Raw genomic sequence first — 17,009 nt, forward strand, 5'->3', positions numbered from 1 at the left:
GGGTTAGTGGTTTTGGTTTCGAATAATGTATATTTCGTTAACTAGCCGTAATTCAGTCATCTCAGAACGATCAGCGTTATCTGTTTTTCAGAGTATAAGTGAGTCAATTTGGTCATCGATATTTTTGAGCGATGTTTTCATGGCTAAGGCGATTCTGTAATAGAATTCTCTTAATTCCTGCTCACTACGCTCTTCTTTCGACATTAATTCTTCAAACGTTTTAGATACGTTTTCTGGAAATAAGATTTCGATATCGCTCATCATATTGGACGAGTAGTCGTTATTCTTCATTCCCTCGTTTAGATTAATTAGGGTTTTTTCATAAGCGATTTCGAGCTTTTCTCGCTTTGTGCTGAGTCTTGTAATCTTATTTTCTAAAATCCATCGTTTGTGCTGAATGCCAATAGTTAACCAAGTTCCGAGGCCAGACAATACTCCGCCGATTATTATGCCTATTAGTGTTTGTGACATGTGATTCCTTTAGTATCTGAATAAGTTATTTTTTGGGTCTGGATAACATACAAATTTCGATGATACACAGTTGGGGTGGTTGGACAACATCTTTTCGTAGCCCAACATTTCACTAGTTCCCAAGCTCAAGAGACTGTGAAAGTATTCTCTCGCACCATACTTTATAATATGCGCATCATCCGGTAACCGCCAGTTAACAAACACTCATGTCATCACGCCGCTATCAACCCGTATTAAACCGTCAGCAAGAAATGTTGCTCCCGCCTTGTGTCGATGAATACGTCAGCCAGAACAATCCGGTACGAGCCATTGATGCCTATGTCGATACCTTGGATTTACAGGCTTTTGGATTTGCAAACAGCCAACCTGTCATGAGTGCCGGACAACCGGCTTATGATCCGGCGGCGTTGTTGAAATTGTATTTGTACGGCTATTTACAAGGCATCCGTAGCAGCCGGAAGCTGGAACGCGAGGCCAGGCGGAACCTGGAGGTTATGTGGTTGGTCGAGGGCTTGCGCCCGACCTATAAAACCATCGCCGACTTTCGCAAAGTCAATGGCGCAGCATTAAAGGCGGCGAACCACGATTTCCTGCTACTATGTAAGGAACTTGCGCTGTTCGGTGGCGAACAAGTGGCTGTGGATGGCAGCTTTTTCAAAGCCGACGCCAGTAAAACCGGAATTTACACCGAAGACAAACTCAACAAACAGCTTGAAGATTTAGACCAGAAAATCGCCGACTACCAACAAGCCCTTGCCGAACAAGACGCCGCCGATGACCGGGCAAGCCAAGGCAGCTTGGTTGAAGACGAGCAGTTGCAACAAAAGCTTGAACGGTTGCGCAACAAACAAGCCGAGAAAAAAGCCTTGCTGCAACAGTTCAAAGACAGTGGCGACAAACAAGTATCCACCGTTGACCAGGACGCCAGACTGCTGACCAAGCGCGGTCAAACCGTTGCGGGCTACAACGTGCAAATCGTGGTGGACGACAAACACAAACTGATTGTGGCCGAAGAAGTCACTCAAGACGGCAATGATGTTCATCAGTTGGCGCCGATGTTGGCAAAGGCGCAAGACATCTTACAATCCGAAAACCTGACCGGGCTTGCCGATAGCGGTTATTACGAAGGCAACCAGCTTAAAACCTGCGAAGACCAATACATCACGGTTTACGTCGCCATTCCCGACAAGTCGAAAGCCATCGCCGCAAAGGGCCGATTGACTCGGGAGCAGTTCAGCTATGACCCAGAACAGGATTGCTATCGTTGTCCGCAAGGAAACCCGTTGACCGCCAGCGGCAAAGCGCACCAGAAAAACGGCAAATGGTTCAAAGCCTATAAAAGCAAGGCGGCGGATTGTAGCCAGTGCCCGTTACGTGAGCAATGTTTGAGCGAAAAAGCCGCCATCAAACAAATCCAGCGCTGGGAGCACGAAGCCGTCATCGAACGCCACCAACAGCGGATGGGTCAAAAGCCGGGCATCATGAAAAAACGCGGCGCACTGGCGGAACATCCCTTCGGCGTTCTCAAGCATCGTGCCGGGATGAACCACTTTTTAATGCGCGGCTTGGCAAAGTGTTGCGGCGAATTTAGCCTGATGGTATTGGGCTACAACTTCACTCGCATATTGAATATTCTCGGTGCTGACGCGCTAAGGGATTATTGCGCCCGAAGACCGGAAAATAGGTTAAGAAACGTGGGATATGCGTAAAAGATAACGGATTTTGGCTTTTTTTGGGATAAAAATGAGCGACCATATGAGACAAAATCTGTTTTTTCAAAAAAATGCCACGCCTGACGACTTGAGAATCGCTTGGATTTTGAATATTTTCACAGTCTCCGGAGCTTGGGAACCAGCGCAACAGCCCGCGAATTTCAGCTGGATCGCCCCCTCTCCAGCAGGAGAGGGGGAAGGCGCTTCGCGCTGAATAGTTATGATTAGGTTTTTATATTGAACCGGGCCAAGTCCAAGTTCAGACTTGCGCCCGGATTCTTGCGCTGAATGGAATAAACTATTGCAGATTATGGCTATTCAACGCGGCTGGCGGCTGTGTCACAGTAAACGCCAATGTTTCAATCCCAATCAGGAGCAAGATCATGGCCCGAGCTTTTGCTAAAATCAGTTTCACGCCCAATGTGCAAGCGGTGCAAACCGAAATGGGCAGCCGCATGGCGTATCGGGCGGCCGAGCTCGGCGAGGCCGAGGAGATGGCGCTGGGCGCTGCCGAGCAAGCGTTTATTGCCGAGCGCGACAGCTTTTATCAAGCCACGGTGAGTCAAACCGGCTGGCCCTATGTGCAGCATCGCGGCGGGCCGGTGGGGTTCTTGAAAGTGTTGGATGACCGTACCATCGGTTACGCCGATTTTAGCGGCAACCGCCAATACATTTCGGTAGGCAATTTACGCGGCGACGACCGCGTTAGTTTGCTGCTGATGGACTATCCGCAGCGGCGGCGCTTGAAAATCTGGGGTCGGGCGAAAGCGGTGGACGAACGCACCGAGCCGACATTGCTGGCGAAACTGGAATCGCCCGACTTTCGCGCTCCGGTCGAGCGCGGCATCGTTATCCAAGTCGAAGCCTTCGACTGGAATTGCCCCAAGTACATCACGCCGCGCTACAGCCGAAACGAAGTCGAAGCGCTGCTGGCGCAATCTCGCCAACAACCGGCGGCGGCACGGCAAGCGCCCGGCGTTTTGGGTAGCGGCGCACTGCCATTAACCATTGCAGGGATTCGCCAATTGACGCCGCACATTCGCGCTTACGAACTGCGCCATGCCGACGGCGAGCCACTGCCTGGCTATCGGGCCGGGGCGCATCTCCGCGTGCCGATTGCGCTGACCAACGGCGACGTCACCAGCCGCGCTTATTCGCTGACCGACGCGCCGGACGATCCGGATTGCTACCGTATTGCAGTGTTGAGAATGGACGATGGCGAAGGCGGATCGTCGGCATTGCACGACGGCTGGCAACTGGGAACCCGCATCAACGTCGATGCGCCGGACAACTATTTCCCGCTGCACGATGACGGCCGCCCGGCATTGCTGATCGCCGGCGGCATCGGCATAAGTAGTAATGCGAAAGTTATTAGGAAGTAAATTTATTGTGTCAAACTGGAAACGATTGCAATAACAGACAAAAATTAGGAGTCCACCTGAAATTCATCGCCAAACTGACCCCGGAAGAGGAAGTAACGTTAACCGAAGCCTATCGTAACCACCCATTATTCCGGGTTAGACAACGGGCACATGCTATCTTATTGAATAATAGAAGGTATGTAATTGCACGGCTGAGCGAATTGTTTGAGTCCCAGCATGAGACTGTCAGCTCATGGTTAGACAAATGGGAAACAGAGGGATTAATAGGGCTTTACGATTGTCCACGAAGCGGTAGGCCTGTGCGCTTCACGGTTGAGGAACAAGCCGTTTTTCTGGGCTATATTGACAAAAACCCACACCAACCCAAGGCCGCCGCAGCACGATTGCTGGAGGAGACGGGCAAGGAAGCCAGCCTTGACACCTTTAAACGAATTTTAAAAAAAGTGCCTATGCCTGGAAACGTTGTCGGCAATCAGTGAAGGGAAAGCGTAATGAAGCAGATTTCCAACGTGATAAGGCATATCTGAAGGCCTTGAAACAGCAAGAGGATGATGGGGAATTGAAGCTTTACTACTTTGACGAATCCGGATTTAGCACGACACCCTGTGTACCCTATGGATGGCAACGGATTGGCGAGACCCGACAAATACCCTGCTATCGTAGCAAGCGCATGAATGTGTTAGGTTTTTTGAGTCGCAGCAATGATCTGTTTTTCCACAGCTCCGAACAATCGGTGACAACGGATACGGTTGTCAATGCCTTTGATGCGTTTGTCGAAACGTATGCAGGCAAGTACGAAGAAACTAAAGTGCCGTGCTGTGTGGTGTTGGATAATGCTTCCATTCATCGTAGCGGCGTATTCAAAGAAAAGCTGGCGGGCTGGCAACAACGTGGTGTGTGCTTACATTTTCTTCCGCCTTACAGCCCGGAGCTGAACCTGATCGAAATACTCTGGCGTAAAGTTAAGTACGAATGGTTGCCGCTTGATGCCTATCAAAGTTACGGACACTTGAAAAAGTGGGTGTTGGAAATCCTGAGTGACGTCGGTAAAAAATTCCAAATAACTTTTGCGTAACTACTTAACTCCGTTAAAAGCAATGGCCGAAGCATTGGCCTCGCGGGGTGCGGATTTTCAACTGCATTACAGCGGTCGTGCTCCGCAAGAAATGGCCTTTGTCAACGACTTGCGGCGGCATTTGCCCAATCGGTGCCGGTTTTATTTCAGCCAGGCGCAAGCCCCAACCCGGCTGGACGTATCGGCGCTGCTCGGTAACGCATCAGCCGATACCGTCATTTACGTTTGCGGCCCAACCCGCCTGATCGACACCGTGCGCCAAACCGCCCGCCGGTTCGGCATCGCCGAACAGCGGGTGCAATTTGAAAGTTTTATTTAACCGAAGGAGAACAGGATGATAACGCTATACGACATGCCGCTATCCGGCAACTGCCACAAAATCCGATTATTGCTAAGCTTACTGGCGTTGCCCTACCAAGCGCGTCCGGTGGATTTGCTCGGCGGCGAACAGCGCAGCTCGGACTATTTGCAAATCAACCCGTTCGGCCAAGTGCCGGTGCTGGATGACGACGGCCTGATCATCCGCGACAGCCAAGCCATTTTGGTCTATCTGGCCAAACGCTACGGCGGCGAACAATGGTGGCCGGACGATGCCTACCGCTTGGCGCAAATTGCGGCCTGGCTATCGACCGCCGCCAATGAAATTGCCAATGGGCCGGCCTTGTTGCGAGTTCACCATAAATTCGGCCGCGACATCGACATCGCCAGAGCCCAGCAAATCACCGCCAAGGTGCTGGACATTGTCGACCGTCAGTTAGCAAGCCGGGATTGGCTTGTCAGCGACAGCGTGTCGCTTGCCGATTTGGCGATCTATCCCTACTTGGCGCTGGCGCCGGAAGGCGGTATCGACATTGGCGCGTATGCCAATATCGTTGCCTGGTTTCAACGCATCAGCGCCTTGCCCGGTTATGTTCCGATGCCGGGCTTGTGGCAGGCGTAACTCACTCACCCTTCAATAACGGAGAAACATCATGACCGAAGAAATCAAAGCACCCGTCCCGCCCTTTACCGCCGAAACCGCAGCGCAGAAAGTGCGCATGGCCGAAGACGCCTGGAACTCTCGCGATCCTGATCGCGTCGCGCTGGTCTATACCGAAAACACCCTCTGGCGCAACCGCGCCGAATTTCCGCAAGGCCGCGAGCAAGTGCGGCAATTTTTGCAACGCAAATGGGCCAAGGAAGTGGATTACCGCTTAATCAAGGAGCTATGGGCCTTTACCGACAACCGCATCGCCGTGCGTTTTGCTTACGAGTGGCATGACGATTCCGGTCAATGGTTCCGCAGTTACGGCAACGAAAATTGGGAGTTTAACCGGCAAGGCTTCATGCAACGGCGCTTTGCCAGCATCAACGATCTGCCGATCCGGCAGGAACAACGCCTGTTCCACTGGCCGCTAGGCCGCCGCCCCGACGATCACGCCGGTTTGAGCGATTTAGGGTTATGAATAACAGCGCGAAACTGTTGCGTGAAGACGTCGTCAAGTGCTGACCTAAAGCACATATGTCCTCAAAACCCAATACGAGCCATTATTTTTTTCATCGTTCCCGCCCTCCTCGCTCGTCGTTATACACAAGTGTATTTCGGAGCCGTCTTACCGGTATGGACAAAACGGTATACACAGGTTATTAAACGATTGGGATAGGATTACCCTGTCCCGCCTGTTAAGAATGCGGCCAGTTAGACCTTCCAGGTTTTAAAAACCTGGAAGGTCTGCCTAACGCCATATCCAGGACTGCCGGAATAGAGACTTGTGTATAACGGCGAGCGCAGCTTGAACCGCTTCGCGGTTCGGGACGCTGGAGCGTCCCTGACTGGGTTACCACGCAGAGTAAGGGAATCCCATAAGCGAAAATTATTTTTGCGAAATCCTGAGATGAAATACGCGATAAAATCAGTTCGATAGGTTGAGTACCCTCTTTTCGTTACCCGACATTTTGACTAATTGCTTTATCCCTCCATTAAATCGCCAGCCATATCCCCCAGTTTTTTCAACGCCCGTTCCAGCCTATCATTCCAAGGAACGGCGCAACTAAGCCGGATGAAATTGCCGTATTTTTTTTGCGTAGCGGAAAACAGCGGCCCGGGAGCGATGATGATGCCTTCCAGACTCGCGCAGCGATGTAGCTCCATGGCATCGACGCTTTCCGGCAGTTCGACCCACAACGCGAAACCGCCCTCCGGCTGGGTCACCTTAGTGCCCGCAGGAAAAAACAGGCTCACAGCCTTCACCATGCGCGTCACGCTCTGGGCATATTCCTGCCGGACATGTCGCAGGTAGCGGTCATAACCGCCTTGCTCCAGCAAATGGGCAACGATCAGTTGATTTAGCGTCGGCGTGGCCTGATGCAGCATGTATTTGAGATTTTCCACTTTTTTCATGTGACGGCCCGGAACCAGCCAGCCGACGCGCAAGCCCGGCGATAAGGTTTTTGCAAAAGACGAGCAATACAGCACCTCACCTTGTTGGCTCCAAGCCTTGGCGACGGAAGGCCGCCTTAACCCGAAGCCCAAATCACCATACACGTCATCCTCGACCAGCGGAATGCCGTTTTTTTCCAATAATGCCACCAGGGTTTTCTTCCGCTCGTCCGACATGCTGGAACCGAGCGGGTTGTTATAGTTGGAAATCAACAGGCAGGCTTTGATCGGCCACTGTTCGATAGCCATTTGCAGCGCTTCCAGGGAAACGCCCTCGCGCGGATGAGTCGGGATTTCCAGCGCTTCCATGCCGCAGGATTCGATGACCTGCAACAATCCGTAAAATGTCGGCGATTCGATAGCGATTACATCGCCCGGCTTGCAGATCGCCATCAACGCGAGCCGGACCGCATCCCTGGCGCCATGGGTGATGACTATATCGTCGGGATTGACGGCGCAGTTCAACTCGACCATGCGCTTGGCAATCTGGCGGCGAAGCTCCTGATTGCCAAGCAATTCGTCGGTATCGAAACAGCGTTTTTCAAACAGGCGCACCACTTTTTGGGTTGCCTGTTGCAGAACCCGCGTCGGTAAAAATGCAGGTGAAGGTACGGAAGAGCCCAGATTGATCTGGTAAGGATCTTTAGCCGCCAGCAAAATCTGCCGAGTCAGGGACTGGCCCGTCACTCTGGAAGGTATCGCTGACGGATCGGACATATCCGGTTCGGTGATGGCTAGTCGGTGAACGGTGCTGACGTAGTAGCCGGAACGCGCACGCGCCTGGATTCGCCCCTGATCCTCCAGTAGCCGGTAGGCTTCAAGTGCGGTCGACACGCTCACGTTCAATTGTTGGCTTAAACGACGGATGCCCGGCAAGCGCTCGCCTGAACGGTAAACGCCCTGTTCGATATGGGCGAGGATATTCTCCGCTACGGTTTCATAAAGATGTTTCATCGGTTTTAGGTCTCTGCGGGTTGTCTGCCCGGCAAATTTAGCACAGCTGTACCGCTTAGTTATTTAATTTTTTTATATTGTATCGCTCCAGCTCGCTCATCGTATCCATCGTTCCCATGCACTGCGTCACTGACCCGTTAAGTTGAGAAATACGCTGGTTCCCAAGCTCCGGCTTGGGAACCCAGATAACGAAGCTCCAGCTTCGCGAGAAGGGAAGCTGGAGCTTCCCACACCGAATTCCCAAGCTGGAGCTTGGGAACTAGCGCAATTTTTCTATTGTGTCGCTCCCTCTATCGCTCCAGCCCCTCCTCCAAGCGGGACGGGGTTTGCAACCCCGTCCCTAACGTTTTTTCAATATCTAAACTATGTGGTAACACGTAACAGGCGCCAAACGTTTCGAACGGGGCAACATGCCCCGTCCGGCTTTGGGTCGCTCTATCGCTCCAGTCCCTCTCATATCCCTCGTTCCCACGCGCTGCGTGGGAACGCAATGCCGGACGCGCTGCGTCCTATATTTATACGATATGTACTTCTATCTGCTGCCCGTGACTCGCGGCGCAGCGCGCCTTTAACTGCATTCCCACGCAGCGCGTGGGAATGCAGTAAGTATTAGATAAATCCGGTTTATCCATAACAGTTATCCGCTTTATTAAGCAGAACAGATCATTCAAACCGCAATCTGTACCCTAAAAATCATTTTTTCCTGAATCTGTCAGCAATACTGCCTCGCTCGTAAACTATCTTCCGTCAATCCCCCTCATTGATTGACAGCCATAACTCTCCCTGCATCGCGCCATTGATGCAGGGTTTTTTACTCATAACAAGGAGCATTCCATGCCAGTAGTTCAAAAACCAGCCCACGTCAACGGCGATTTTTTTGTGGATTACGAAGAGAAAGTATTCGAGGACGTAAAAGCTCAACCCGGCGAAAAAGCCCTGGTGAAATTCCACACCGTCGCCTTTGAAGGTTCCATCGGCTTCGTGAATCTGTTGCAGGCGACCCGCTTGCAACGCAAAGGCTTTGAAACCTCGATCCTGTTGTACGGGCCGGGCGTAACTCTGGGCATTCAACGCGGCTTTCCGCGCTTGGGCGACGAGGCTTTTCCGGGACACCAGAACTACACCACACAAATCAACAAGTTCATGGCCGAAGGCGGCAAAGTCTATGCCTGCCGGTTCGCGCTGCAAGCCTTGTACGGACACGGCGAACCCAGCCTGATCGAAGGCATCCGTCCGGTCAGCCCGCTGGATGTATTGGACATCGTGCTGATCCATCGCCGCGAGAACGCTTTCATCCTGGACACCTGGACGATGTAAATCATTCGAAACACTAAAAACGGCGGTTTGGTCCACGAAAGACACAAAAAACACGAAATAAACCGCGTACATCTACCGTTAATATTTTCGTGCTTTTTGTGCTTTTCGTGGACCCACTGCTTTTCCCAGAATAATCAGCAACAGGAGTACAGATTGTGACATCGAAAAAAATCGTCAGGGCGGCAGCGGTACAGATTGCACCGGTGTTCGATTCGGCCTTCGGCACCGTCGACAAGGTTTGTCAGGCCATCAGCGACGCAGCCAAGGAAGGCGCGCAATTGGTGGTATTTCCGGAAACCTTTGTGCCGTACTACCCGTATTTTTCGTTCGTGCTGCCGCCGGTCGCGTCCGGCGGCGCGCATCTTAAGCTTTACGAACATGCCGTCGTGGTGCCGGGACCGGTCACCGACGCCGTTGCCGCCCAAGCCCGCTCGCTGGGCGTGGTCGTGGTGCTGGGCGTCAATGAGCGCGACCACGGCAGCCTTTACAACACCCAACTGATTTTCGATGAGACCGGCAGTCTGGTGCTGAAGCGGCGCAAGATCACCCCGACTTTCCATGAACGCATGATCTGGGGCCAAGGCGACGCTTCCGGCCTTAAGGTAGTCGAGACCGGCATCGGCCGCATCGGCGCGCTGGCCTGCTGGGAACATTACAACCCATTGGCCCGTTACGCATTGATGGCTCAGCATGAGGAAATCCATTGCAGCCAGTTTCCCGGCTCCTTGGTCGGGCCGATTTTCGCCGAGCAGATCGAAGTCACCATTCGCCACCACGCCCTGGAATCCGGGTGCTTCGTCATCAACGCGACCGGCTGGTTGAGCGATCAGCAGATCGAATCGGTAACGCCCGATCCCGGCTTGCAAAAAGCCCTGCGCGGCGGTTGTTGCACGGCAATTATCTCGCCCGAAGGCCAGCATCTGGCAGAACCCTTGCGCTCCGGCGAAGGCATGGTCATCGCCGACCTGGATATGTCGCTGATCACCAAACGCAAACGCATGATGGACTCGGTCGGCCACTATGCCCGTCCCGAACTGTTGAGCCTGAGGATCAATGACAGACCTGCGGCACCGATGTTCAGCGAGGAATCGACTGCCGAACTGTCTTTTCCGCCCATCCACAGCAACGAGCAACCCAGCCATGAATAAAGCCGAAGCCATTTCGTCACAGCTGATCACCGAACTGCAATCGTTGGGATTGCGGCTGGAGGACGCCGAATCCGGTATTGGCGTTCGTCGCGGCGGTGCCGGTCCTTCCGACCACAAAGCCGTTACTATCGGCGGCAAGACCATCATGGTGCCGATCGCCACCGCCGGAGCGATCAATTCGCCGTTCGTCGCAGACCACCCGGATACTCAAGGGGGCAGCGTTATTCGTCTTAATGGCAAAAACATAGCTTCCATCGCGTTCCCTCGCCAACCGCGTTTTTACGGTTTGCAAACTGCGGACGGCGTGCCCTACTCCCATATCGCCACGCTGCATGCCGCGGATGTGCTGGCCACCACGGTGTTGCAGTCCTGCATACGCTACAGCAACCGCAAAAAATCCTGCCAGTTTTGCGCGATCGGCCAATCGCTGGACGCAGGCCGCACCATCCTCCGCAAAACGCCGGAGCAATTGGCCGAAGTCGCCCGTGCCGCAGTAGAGTTGGACGGCGTAAAGCACATGGTGATCACCACCGGCACACCCAACCTGACCGATCGCGGGGCCGCGATTCTGTGCGAAAGCGCGCTTGCGGTGAAAGCCGCCGTTGACTTGCCGATTCAGGGCCAATGCGAGCCGCCTGACGATGATGTTTGGTTCAAACGCATGAAAGCCGCGGGCATCGACAGCCTGGGCATGCATCTGGAAGCCGTCACCCCGGAAGTCCGTAACCGCATCATGCCCGGCAAGGCCGGTGTGCCGCTGGAACGTTACATGGATGCTTTCGATGCGGCCGTCTCAGTGTTCGGTCGGGGCGAAGTCAGCACTTACATACTGGCCGGGCTTGGCGATACCGTGGAGGCGATCCTGTCCGTTTCCAAACAGCTGATAGACAAAGGCGTGTATCCGTTCGTGGTGCCTTTCATACCGATTACCGGCACGCCTCTCGCACACTACCCGTCTCCCGATCCGCGTTTCATGCAGGATATTCTGCAACCGTTGGGCGCTATGCTGAAACAAGCCGGACTCCGCTCCGCCGACATGAAAGCGGGCTGCGCCAAATGCGGCGCTTGCTCGGCCCTTTCCAGTTACGAGGCCTGACATGCTGAACGAATCTAGCAACCATTTTGTCCCAACCGAGTACCTGGTCAAATGGGTGACCCAGGACTGGGAACGCGAGCAAATGCTGCGCTTGCGGCAGGCGGTATTTTGCGAGGAGCAAGGCGTTTTTCAGGGCGATGACCGTGATGACATCGACCGGATCGCCACCCCCATTGTCGCTATCGCCTGCGTCGGCGGACTGCCCGATGAAGTGGTCGGAACCGTCCGCATTCACCAGGCCGAACCCGGAATCTGGTGGGGCTCGCGACTGGCGGTGGCGGCCGACTACCGTAAACAGGGCAACCTGGGTGCCGCGCTGATCCGTCTGGCGGTCACCACCGCCCATGCCCAAGACTGCCACACTTTTCTGGCACAGGTGCAAAGCCGCAATGTACCGTTGTTTCGCCGTCTGCACTGGCGTTCGCTACAGGAAATTGAACTGCACGGTCGGCCGCATCATCTGATGCAGGCTGATCTGGGTTTCTATCCGGCCTATGCCGATGGCGCGACCGGTTTTATTGCTACCGGCAGGATTGCCGCATGAGCGATTTAAGCCGACTGACTCAACACATAAAACAAAGCATCGGCCTGGCGCACAAGCGCGACATCGCCGCCGTAGCGGACATGCTTGCCAAGCGAACACCGTTTCATGACAGCGCAGTTCCGCTGGGTGACGACTGCGCCGCCATACCCGACCAGGACGGTTTTTTGTTGTTGGCGACGGAAGGTTTCCTGAACGACTTTGTCGCCGCCCAGCCCTGGTTTGCCGGTTACTGCGGCGTGATGGTCAACGTCAGCGACATTTACGCGATGGGCGGCCGTCCCGTAGCAGTGGTCGATGCGATCTGGAGCGACGGCGAACAAAAAGCCCGGCCGGTACTGGAAGGCATGATTGCCGCCTCCGAAATTTATGGCGTGCCTATCGTCGGCGGGCACAGCAATCTTCGCAACGACCGGCCGCAGCTGTCGGTGGCGATTCTCGGCCGCGCCAACAGACTGCTCAGCAGCTTCGAAGCAAAAGCCGGGCAAAAGCTGCTGGCGGCGGTCGATTTGCGCGGACATTTTCGCGAACCCTATGCCTGGTGGGATGCCAGCACCGATTCGCCGCCCGAAAGATTGCGCGAGGATCTGGAACTATTGCCGCTACTCGCAGAAACCGGGCTGTGCGCCGCCGCAAAAGACATCAGCATGGCCGGCATGATCGGCACAATGCTGATGCTGCTGGAATGCTCCGGCTTGGGCGGTACGATCGACATGGCCTCCATACCCTGCCCGCCCGGCATCCCATTGGAGCGCTGGCTTTGCTGTTTTCCCAGTTACGGCTTCGTGCTGAGCGCGGAAGACGAACATACCGAAGCCATTATTGAACTCTTCTCGCGGCGCGGCATTGCCTGCGCGGTGATCGGCGAAACCGATGCTTCCGGCCGCCTGCGCCTTGCCGATGCGGACAGCGAGGAACTGCTATGGGACTTGCATGCAGAACCGTTGACCGGCTGCAGCATGGAACTCAAGCAGTAGGGTACGCTGCGCGTACCTTCCACATTGATTTTTATGAAGATTACAAAGGTACGCACAGCGTACCCTACTAAGCTAACCGCTTTGCAACTTTTACGGTAAGAGGTATTACCCATGCCTGAAATGCGTTTTCGCGTCCGTTGGCCGGACCAATCCGCCACCCTTTGCTATTCGCCATCGCAGGTGATCAAGGATTTTTTCAATCCGGGCGAAACCTACGAGCTGGAGGATTTTCTCGCCCGTAGCCGTGCAGCCCTGCAAATCGCCAGCGAGCGGGTTCGCCAAAAGTATGGTTACACCTGTTCCAGCGCAATGAGTCAGCTGGCCGAGATTGAAACTATCGCCGCGCGTTTTTCGGACACTGAAAACCCGAAGGTTTTGGTGGAAGCGTTCATAGAGTAACCACATCCAAAACAAGGCCTTATGACCAATACCGTTGACTTAAGCCCTCTCCAGAAGGAGGAGATTGGGTAAAGAAAAATCGAATGTCTCGTTCCCACGTAGCGCGTTGGAACGAGAGCCAAGACGACCCAGGCGCTTATGCTAGTTCCCAAGCTCCAGCTTGGGAATTCAGTGGGGGAAGCTCCAGCTTCCCGTCTCGCGAAGCTGGAGCTTCGTTATCTGGGTTCCCAAGCTGGAGCTTGGGAACCAGCATATCGTCATTTCGCCATAAACGCTGGAATAACCGCCTCGGACATAGGCCGGAATAAGCCTGCCCGGCGTAAGCAAGGGCGGGTGTTTCCGGCGAAACTGTGCGGCAAGCCGGAAACGCCACCTCGCGCTACGCTTGGGCGGCCTTATTCCGGCCTACGTCGAGATGTGTATAACGATGAGCGCAGCGCGTGGGAACGAGAGCAAAAACAGGGTGAGCTTCCGGCCCGGCACTCAGGAATCACAAACCGCCACACAACAACAAAGAGAGAACCCCATGAATAATCAACAAAACAATCCACACCCGCATTATCAAGTCATCATCGTCGGCGGCGGCCAGGCCGGTTTGTCGGTGAGCTATCACCTGCAAAAGCTGGACATCAGCCACATCGTCTTTGAAAAAAACCGGGTCGCCCATTCCTGGCGAAATGATCGCTGGGACAGTTTTTGCCTGGTGACCCCGAACTGGCAATGCCGGTTGCCGGATTTCCCCTATCAAGGCGACGACCCGCAAGGCTTCATGCTCAAGGACCAGATTGTCGAGTATGTCGAAGCTTTTGCCCAAAAGATCAACGCACCGCTGAGCGAAGGCGTGACCGTAATGCGTGTCCGTCGGGGCAATCAAGGCTGGCTTGAGGTAACGACGAGCGCCGGTGAGTTCACCGCCGATCACCTGGTCGTGGCAACCGGCGGCTACGATATTCCGATTATCCCGGATTATGCCCAAAATCTTCCCGACCATATTACCCAGATCCATTCCGTGCAATACCGCAACCCGCAATCCCTTCCTGCCGGTGAGGTGCTGGTCGTGGGCACCGGACAATCCGGCGTACAGCTGATGGAAGACCTGCATTTGGCGGGTCGTAAAGTGCATTTGGCAGTCGGCAACGCCCCCCGTTCGCCGCGCCTGTATCGCGGACGGGAAACGACGGAATGGCTGTACGATCTGGGCTTTTACCGACTGACTTTGGATAATCACCCAATGGGCGATGCGGTTCGTCACAAGACCAACCACTATCTGACCGGGCGTGACGGCGGCCATGAAATCGATCTGCGCAAGTTTGCGCTGGAAGGCGTCAGTCTGTACGGCAGCATGGCCAATATCCAAGGCGCCACGCTGGAATTCAAAGCGGACTTAACCCAAAATCTGGACGAGGCCGACGACGTGTATGTGCGTATACGCAAGGATATTGACCGCTATATTGCGGAGAACGGCATCGATGCGCCGGAGGAACCGCCGTTCAGGAAAGTCTGGGAACCCGAATTCGATCCATTGACTGTGGATGCCGATGCCGCGGGCATCACCTCCATCGTGTGGGCGATCGGTTTTCGGCCGGATTACAGCTGGATAGAGCTACCGGCTTTCGATGTTCAGGGTCATCCGCAATTCCAGCGCGGAATAACCAACGAAGAGGGGCTCTATTTTATCGGTTTGCCCTGGCTCAACACCTGGGGTTCCGGCCGCTTTCTGGGGATCGCCGAGGATGCGCAATACCTGGCGGGGGTGATTCAGGGCAAGATAGAGGCCGCGCAGAGCCAGACCTGCACATCGCGCCGGCCTGCCATGAATTAATTATCCACCACGAAGAACACGAAGCTTATGCTTTCCTTCGTGTCTTCGTGGTGAGTAAAACCAAAAACATTTCACGACCGACTTGTCCCCAATGCCCCGCCGCAACTACTGCCCTGCCCCGCCGTGCAACCGTAACAATGCGCGGCGGTGGCAATGCTTGCCCCATTGAGTATCTGCGGCAACAAATCGCCGATATGAATACGCCCTGCCGCCGCACCGAGCGGCATATCCAGCATCTGGTTAAAGTCGCAATCGTAAACAGTGCCCTGCCAATCGATGCTCACTGTGTTCAGGCACATCAGACGGTCGAGATTGTCCTTTTTGAAGCTGCCGCGCAACAATTCCAGGTAAGCATCGAATCGGCCCTGGCTGACCAGCATGCTGCCGAACCGCTGGATCGGCATGTTGGCGATCGCATACAGGCGGTTAAAAACGATACCGTAATGTTGCTGCAAATGCTGTTTGTAGGCCTGTTCCAGGTTGTGTTGGTCCGGCGGCAATACGGCATCCTGCGGGTTATAAACCAGATTAAGCTGCAACGGACTGTCCTGCCCACCGTAACCCAAGCGGTTCAGGCGTTGCAATGCCGCCAAGCTGTCCTTGAATACGCCTTTGCCACGCTGTTTATCGACGTTTTCCTCAAGATAGCATGGCAGCGAAGCGACGATTTCGACCTGCTGCTCGGCCAGGAATTCCGCCATCCCGGCATAGCGCCGATCTTCCAAGATGGTCAAATTGCAGCGGTCGATGACGCTGATGCCCCGGCTGCGCGCTTGTGTTACCAAATACTGAAAATGCGGATGCATTTCCGGAGCGCCGCCGGTTAAATCCAGGGTATGAATACTTGCAGCTTCGGCAACCGCCAACACCTGTTCCAGCGTTGCCAAGCTCATCAGCTCGGTGCGCTTTGGCCCGGCGTTGACATGGCAATGCACGCAACTCAGGTTGCAGAGATAGCCTAGATTGACTTGCAAAATTTCCAGCGGTTTGCGGAAAATGGCGGGGAAATCGCTGCCTGCCAGTAGCGGTTGGGTATCATGCATCGTTGTTAATCCTTGGAAAACCAAATGTCGCCATAATAGGCCAAAACGTGTCCGCCGCTGTTATCGGTATCGGTCATCAGCGCCACCGCATCGATAGCGCGCAAATCTTCGCCGAACAGTTTTTGCAGGTCGGCGCGGACATTGCGCTTTTCTGTGTACCAGACGTTCAGCACCGCCTCAGGGCCGCGCAGTGCCATCATCATCGCATGATCGCCGCCAAAAGCATTGGGCCAGACCGTGTCTTTGGCGGTGTTGCCCACCCAGACATAATTAATCGCTTTGGTCTGCCAAAACGCCAGCCCGCCTTTGACTACCACATAAATGCGGGCGGCGTAATCGTCGCCGGCCTTGCTTTGTTCATTCAACCCGCTCAAGCGGTCGGCAATGCGCCACGACCAATTCAGGAACGGCGTCTGTTCGAGATTAATGCGTTGCTCCTTAAACAACCCTGAAGCTGCGGCATGGCTGTCGGCTTTCAGCACCTCGATACCGTCCAGGGTTTGCAACCGGTAACGGGTTTCGCCTTTAAAATCTTTGCGCTCCCAGCCGTCGAGCCGGTTGCGGCTGAATTCGCCAAGCATCAGCGTCGGTTCGGCAGCCAAATTCTGTGCCGCTAAAACTGTCAATAATACAATGAACAGCCTTCTCATGCC

General features: G+C 54.4%; 18 protein-coding genes. 14 read left to right on the forward strand and 4 right to left on the reverse strand.

The window, feature by feature from the left end; genetic code table 11:
* Window positions 1-87 precede the first annotated feature (87 nt).
* Complete coding sequence (locus METTU_RS17695) at window positions 88-471, reverse strand: hypothetical protein (protein ID WP_006893247.1); 384 nt, start codon at window positions 469-471, stop codon at window positions 88-90.
* A 206-nt stretch (window positions 472-677) separates the two neighbouring features.
* Between METTU_RS17695 and METTU_RS17700 the strand changes: the two genes are divergently transcribed.
* The 7 genes from METTU_RS17700 (at window position 678) to METTU_RS17730 (ending at window position 6,085) form a co-directional block, all read left to right on the forward strand.
* On the forward strand, window positions 678-2,180 hold the full coding sequence (locus METTU_RS17700) for an IS1182 family transposase (RefSeq protein ID WP_006893251.1): 1,503 nt from the start codon (window positions 678-680) through the stop codon (window positions 2,178-2,180).
* 386 nt (window positions 2,181-2,566) lie between these two features.
* On the forward strand, window positions 2,567-3,565 hold the full coding sequence (locus METTU_RS17705; protein WP_254258027.1) for a pyridoxamine 5'-phosphate oxidase family protein: 999 nt from the start codon (window positions 2,567-2,569) through the stop codon (window positions 3,563-3,565).
* A gap of 5 nt (window positions 3,566-3,570) precedes the next feature.
* Entirely contained in the window at window positions 3,571-4,044 is a 474-nt protein-coding gene (locus tag METTU_RS24655) for a helix-turn-helix domain-containing protein (RefSeq protein WP_006893918.1), read from the forward strand.
* Window positions 4,041-4,640, forward strand: coding sequence for an IS630 family transposase (locus METTU_RS24660; protein ID WP_006893919.1), 600 nt, complete (start codon window positions 4,041-4,043; stop codon window positions 4,638-4,640). Before METTU_RS24655 ends, METTU_RS24660 begins: the two co-directional genes overlap by 4 nt.
* Window positions 4,633-4,959 carry a ferredoxin reductase domain-containing protein gene (locus METTU_RS17720; RefSeq protein WP_254258029.1) on the forward strand — a complete coding sequence of 109 codons (327 nt, stop codon included), beginning with the start codon at window positions 4,633-4,635 and terminating at the stop codon, window positions 4,957-4,959. The genes METTU_RS24660 and METTU_RS17720 overlap by 8 nt, the downstream gene beginning before the upstream one ends.
* A gap of 15 nt (window positions 4,960-4,974) precedes the next feature.
* On the forward strand, window positions 4,975-5,580 hold the full coding sequence (locus tag METTU_RS17725; RefSeq protein WP_006893255.1) for a glutathione S-transferase family protein: 606 nt from the start codon (window positions 4,975-4,977) through the stop codon (window positions 5,578-5,580).
* 31 nt (window positions 5,581-5,611) lie between these two features.
* Window positions 5,612-6,085, forward strand: coding sequence for a nuclear transport factor 2 family protein (locus METTU_RS17730; RefSeq protein WP_006893257.1), 474 nt, complete (start codon window positions 5,612-5,614; stop codon window positions 6,083-6,085).
* A 503-nt stretch (window positions 6,086-6,588) separates the two neighbouring features.
* Here the strand turns inward: METTU_RS17730 and METTU_RS17735 are convergent.
* On the reverse strand, window positions 6,589-8,013 hold the full coding sequence (locus METTU_RS17735; protein ID WP_006893258.1) for an aminotransferase-like domain-containing protein: 1,425 nt from the start codon (window positions 8,011-8,013) through the stop codon (window positions 6,589-6,591).
* Window positions 8,014-8,847: 834 nt separating this feature from the next.
* On the opposite strand from METTU_RS17735, the gene METTU_RS17740 reads away from it, so the two are divergent.
* From METTU_RS17740 to METTU_RS17775, 7 genes are all read left to right on the forward strand, one after another.
* Window positions 8,848-9,330: an MSMEG_0572/Sll0783 family nitrogen starvation response protein gene (locus METTU_RS17740; RefSeq protein WP_006893261.1), complete on the forward strand. Its 483-nt coding sequence runs from the start codon at window positions 8,848-8,850 to the stop codon at window positions 9,328-9,330.
* A 155-nt stretch (window positions 9,331-9,485) separates the two neighbouring features.
* Window positions 9,486-10,478 (forward strand): Nit6803 family nitrilase, encoded by a 993-nt coding sequence (locus tag METTU_RS17745; RefSeq protein ID WP_006893262.1) that lies wholly within the window; start codon window positions 9,486-9,488, stop codon window positions 10,476-10,478.
* On the forward strand, window positions 10,471-11,574 hold the full coding sequence (locus METTU_RS17750; protein WP_006893263.1) for an MSMEG_0568 family radical SAM protein: 1,104 nt from the start codon (window positions 10,471-10,473) through the stop codon (window positions 11,572-11,574). The genes METTU_RS17745 and METTU_RS17750 overlap by 8 nt, the downstream gene beginning before the upstream one ends.
* 1 nt (window position 11,575) lies before the next feature.
* Window positions 11,576-12,118 (forward strand): MSMEG_0567/Sll0786 family nitrogen starvation N-acetyltransferase, encoded by a 543-nt coding sequence (locus tag METTU_RS17755; protein ID WP_006893264.1) that lies wholly within the window; start codon window positions 11,576-11,578, stop codon window positions 12,116-12,118.
* Window positions 12,115-13,092, forward strand: a complete 978-nt coding sequence (locus METTU_RS17760) for a sll0787 family AIR synthase-like protein (protein WP_006893265.1) — start codon at window positions 12,115-12,117, stop codon at window positions 13,090-13,092. Before METTU_RS17755 ends, METTU_RS17760 begins: the two co-directional genes overlap by 4 nt.
* A 111-nt stretch (window positions 13,093-13,203) precedes the next feature.
* Complete coding sequence (locus METTU_RS17765; RefSeq protein ID WP_006893266.1) at window positions 13,204-13,491, forward strand: MSMEG_0570 family nitrogen starvation response protein; 288 nt, start codon at window positions 13,204-13,206, stop codon at window positions 13,489-13,491.
* A gap of 526 nt (window positions 13,492-14,017) precedes the next feature.
* Complete coding sequence (locus tag METTU_RS17775) at window positions 14,018-15,313, forward strand: MSMEG_0569 family flavin-dependent oxidoreductase (RefSeq protein ID WP_006893268.1); 1,296 nt, start codon at window positions 14,018-14,020, stop codon at window positions 15,311-15,313.
* Between the two features lie 71 nt (window positions 15,314-15,384).
* Here the strand turns inward: METTU_RS17775 and arsS are convergent, their stop codons facing one another.
* Complete coding sequence (gene arsS / locus METTU_RS17780) at window positions 15,385-16,356, reverse strand: arsenosugar biosynthesis radical SAM (seleno)protein ArsS (RefSeq protein ID WP_006893269.1); 972 nt, start codon at window positions 16,354-16,356, stop codon at window positions 15,385-15,387.
* A 5-nt stretch (window positions 16,357-16,361) separates the two neighbouring features.
* Window positions 16,362-17,006 (reverse strand): DUF3047 domain-containing protein, encoded by a 645-nt coding sequence (locus tag METTU_RS17785; RefSeq protein WP_006893270.1) that lies wholly within the window; start codon window positions 17,004-17,006, stop codon window positions 16,362-16,364.
* Window positions 17,007-17,009 lie beyond the last annotated feature (3 nt).

This window comes from Methylobacter tundripaludum SV96, from assembly GCF_000190755.2.
GTDB lineage: Bacteria > Pseudomonadota > Gammaproteobacteria > Methylococcales > Methylomonadaceae > Methylobacter_A > Methylobacter_A tundripaludum.

Coding starts and splice junctions, on each gene's coding strand:
- METTU_RS17785 (WP_006893270.1), bottom strand. CDS start 17,006: ATGAGAAGGCTGTTCATTGTATTATTGACAGTTTTAGCGGCACAGAAT.
- METTU_RS17730 (WP_006893257.1), top strand. CDS start 5,612: ATGACCGAAGAAATCAAAGCACCCGTCCCGCCCTTTACCGCCGAAACC.
- METTU_RS17735 (WP_006893258.1), bottom strand. CDS start 8,013: ATGAAACATCTTTATGAAACCGTAGCGGAGAATATCCTCGCCCATATC.
- METTU_RS17765 (WP_006893266.1), top strand. CDS start 13,204: ATGCCTGAAATGCGTTTTCGCGTCCGTTGGCCGGACCAATCCGCCACC.
- METTU_RS17750 (WP_006893263.1), top strand. CDS start 10,471: ATGAATAAAGCCGAAGCCATTTCGTCACAGCTGATCACCGAACTGCAA.
- METTU_RS17775 (WP_006893268.1), top strand. CDS start 14,018: ATGAATAATCAACAAAACAATCCACACCCGCATTATCAAGTCATCATC.
- arsS (WP_006893269.1), bottom strand. CDS start 16,356: ATGCATGATACCCAACCGCTACTGGCAGGCAGCGATTTCCCCGCCATT.
- METTU_RS17700 (WP_006893251.1), top strand. CDS start 678: ATGTCATCACGCCGCTATCAACCCGTATTAAACCGTCAGCAAGAAATG.
- METTU_RS17755 (WP_006893264.1), top strand. CDS start 11,576: ATGCTGAACGAATCTAGCAACCATTTTGTCCCAACCGAGTACCTGGTC.
- METTU_RS17725 (WP_006893255.1), top strand. CDS start 4,975: ATGATAACGCTATACGACATGCCGCTATCCGGCAACTGCCACAAAATC.
- METTU_RS17695 (WP_006893247.1), bottom strand. CDS start 471: ATGTCACAAACACTAATAGGCATAATAATCGGCGGAGTATTGTCTGGC.
- METTU_RS17705 (WP_254258027.1), top strand. CDS start 2,567: ATGGCCCGAGCTTTTGCTAAAATCAGTTTCACGCCCAATGTGCAAGCG.
- METTU_RS17740 (WP_006893261.1), top strand. CDS start 8,848: ATGCCAGTAGTTCAAAAACCAGCCCACGTCAACGGCGATTTTTTTGTG.
- METTU_RS17760 (WP_006893265.1), top strand. CDS start 12,115: ATGAGCGATTTAAGCCGACTGACTCAACACATAAAACAAAGCATCGGC.